Origin of the sequence: Micromonospora parastrephiae (assembly GCF_016802865.1) — a bacterium.
Lineage (GTDB): Bacteria > Actinomycetota > Actinomycetes > Mycobacteriales > Micromonosporaceae > Micromonospora > Micromonospora parastrephiae.
In genome coordinates this window covers 1-2,328 of sequence record NZ_JAEVHM010000369.1, presented here as the reverse complement: position 1 = coordinate 2,328, position 2,328 = coordinate 1, and the positions used below count along the sequence as shown (strand labels likewise).

Genomic DNA, 2,328 nt, shown 5'->3' with positions numbered 1-2,328 from the left:
GGTGGCCGACGGGGTGGCGACCGCGCTGCGGCCGCTGCTGCTGGTGGTCGACGCGGGGCCGGCGGCCGGCCGAGGCGGAGCCGGGCCCCCCGTGGCGGGCCACCCTCGTGGTGCGCGACGAGCTGACCGCGGCGGACACCGACGCGTTGAGCCGAGCCGATCTGGCGGTGCTGCAACGTCTGAACACGGCCGAGGCCACGCTGGCCGGCGTGGCGCTGGGGCTGGGCGGTTCGGCCGAGTGGCTGACCCGGATCCGGGACGACATGGTGGCCGTGGTGAACCGGCGGGCCCTGCGCTGGGCGTTGCTCTCGCCGACGCCGATCGAGGCGCAGCTGATCGGGCGGCCGACGCGCCGCTGACCTGGCCGGTACGGCAACTGGCGGGTTACGCCGCCGCCCGGTCCGTGGCACGATCCCCGCCATGGGTTTTCTGAAAGGTCTGCTGATCCGGCTGGCCACCACGGCGCTGGCCTTCTGGTTGGCCACACTGCTCATTCCGGGTATCACCCTGGACTCGAACTCGGCCGTCGAGACGGTCACCACGCTGCTCCTGGTCGCGGTGATCTTCGGCGTGGTCAACGCGGTCCTCCAGCCGATCATCAAGACCGTCGGTTGTGGCTTCTACCTGCTGACGCTGGGTCTCATCGCGCTGGTGGTCAACGGGCTGCTGTTCCTGCTCACCAGTTGGATCGCCGACCAGGCCGGCCTGCCGTTCTCGGTGGACGGGTTCTGGCCGGCCGCCGTACTCGGCGCCCTCTTCGTGAGCATCGTGACCTGGATCCTCGGCGCGGTCCTCGACCGGGACTGACCAGCACCGCCCCGACCCCGCCCGGCCCCCGACGATGACCGGGGACCGGGCGGAGCCGTGGACCACAGTGCGGGAATTGGCCGGCGCGGGAGCCCATCGCGGCGGCTAGCGTCGCCGGGTGTTCACACTGACCCGCGCCGACGGCCACCTGCTCAGCACCGATCCCGCCCGCCTCGACCTGGACCGGGTGCACCGGTGGCTGTCCACCGACGCGTACTGGGCTCTGGGGCGGGATCGGGAGACGGTCGTGCGGGCGTTCGCCGGCTCGCTGCCGTTCGGCGTCTACCGTCCCGGGGACGGCCGTCAGGTGGCGGTGGCCCGGGTGGTCACCGACCGCGCCACCTTCGCCTGGCTCTGCGACGTGTACGTCGACCGCGCCGCACGGGGTGACGGCCTGGGCGGCTGGCTCGCCACCGCGGCCCGCGACCACCTGGCCGAGCTCGGCGTACGCCGGATCCTGCTGGCCACCAACGACGCGCACGGGGTGTACGCGCGGGTGGGCTTCACGCCGCTGGACGTCCCGGAGCGGTGGATGCAGCTCGACCAGCGGCCGCCGGTGACCCCGGTCACCGGACCGGAACAAGGGGCGGTTCCCCACCTACGGTGATCCGGTGACGCCACTTCGCCTGGGATACCTCTACGGCTTCGGCGCGTACCTGCTCTGGGGTTTCTTCCCGCTCTACTTCAAACTGCTGCGACCCGCCGGCCCGATGGAGATCCTGGCCCACCGGATCGTCTGGTCGGTGGTCTTCGTGGCCCTGCTGCTGGGCGCGCTGCGCAACATCGGCTTCCTGCGGGCGCTGCTGCGCCGGCCCTGGACGGTGGCCGGGATCGTCGCCGCCGCCGCGCTGATCGCGGTGAACTGGGGCACGTACATCTACGGGGTCAGCTCCGACCGGGTCGTGGAGACGGCGCTCGGCTACTTCATCAACCCCCTCGTCGTGGTGCTGCTCGGGGTGACGGTGCTGCGGGAGCGACTGCGCCCGGCGCAGTGGGTGGCGCTGGGCATCGGCGGGTCCGCCGTCGCGGTGCTCGCCGTGGACTACGGCCGCCTGCCCTGGCTGGCCCTGACCCTGGCGCTCAGCTTCGCCGGCTACGGCCTGATCAAGAAGCGGCTCGGGCTGCCCGCCGCCGAGGGGCTCTTCGTCGAGTCGGCCGTGCTGGCGGTGCCCGCGCTGGGTTACCTGGCCTGGCTGACCCGACGCGCCGAATCGACCTTCGGGCACGTCTCGGCCGGGCACACCGCGCTGCTGGTGCTGGCCGGCGCGGCCACCGCGATCCCGCTGCTGCTCTTCGCCGGGGCCGCCAACCGGCTGCCGCTGACCGGCCTCGGCATGATCCAGTATCTGGCGCCGATCCTCCAGCTCGCCTGCGGCGTGCTGATCTTCCACGAGCCGATGCCACCGGCACGCCTCGCCGGTTTCGCACAATCACAGGTCGCGCCACGACATTCTCCATCCGTCGGGCTTTCGTCTCCGGTCCCCTTCTGATCGCTACCCCGGTCCAGGGGCCGGAAAACGG

Annotated in this window: 3 protein-coding genes and 1 pseudogene; all 4 read left to right on the top strand. The window is 72.3% G+C overall.

Going from position 1 to position 2,328, the window contains the following annotated elements:
* A pseudogene (locus JNW91_RS31060) lies at nt 1–359 on the top strand (type VII secretion protein EccE); the annotation flags it as partial.
* 61 nt (nt 360–420) lie between these two features.
* Complete coding sequence (locus JNW91_RS31055; protein ID WP_151492933.1) at nt 421–807, top strand: phage holin family protein; 387 nt, start codon at nt 421–423, stop codon at nt 805–807.
* A 118-nt stretch (nt 808–925) separates the two neighbouring features.
* Nucleotides 926–1,414 carry a GNAT family N-acetyltransferase gene (locus tag JNW91_RS31050; protein WP_203179011.1) on the top strand — a complete coding sequence of 163 codons (489 nt, stop codon included), beginning with the start codon at nt 926–928 and terminating at the stop codon, nt 1,412–1,414.
* Between the two features lie 4 nt (nt 1,415–1,418).
* Nucleotides 1,419–2,297, top strand: a complete 879-nt coding sequence (gene rarD, locus JNW91_RS31045; RefSeq protein WP_309244537.1) for an EamA family transporter RarD — start codon at nt 1,419–1,421, stop codon at nt 2,295–2,297.
* The last annotated feature ends 31 nt before the right edge of the window (nt 2,298–2,328 follow it).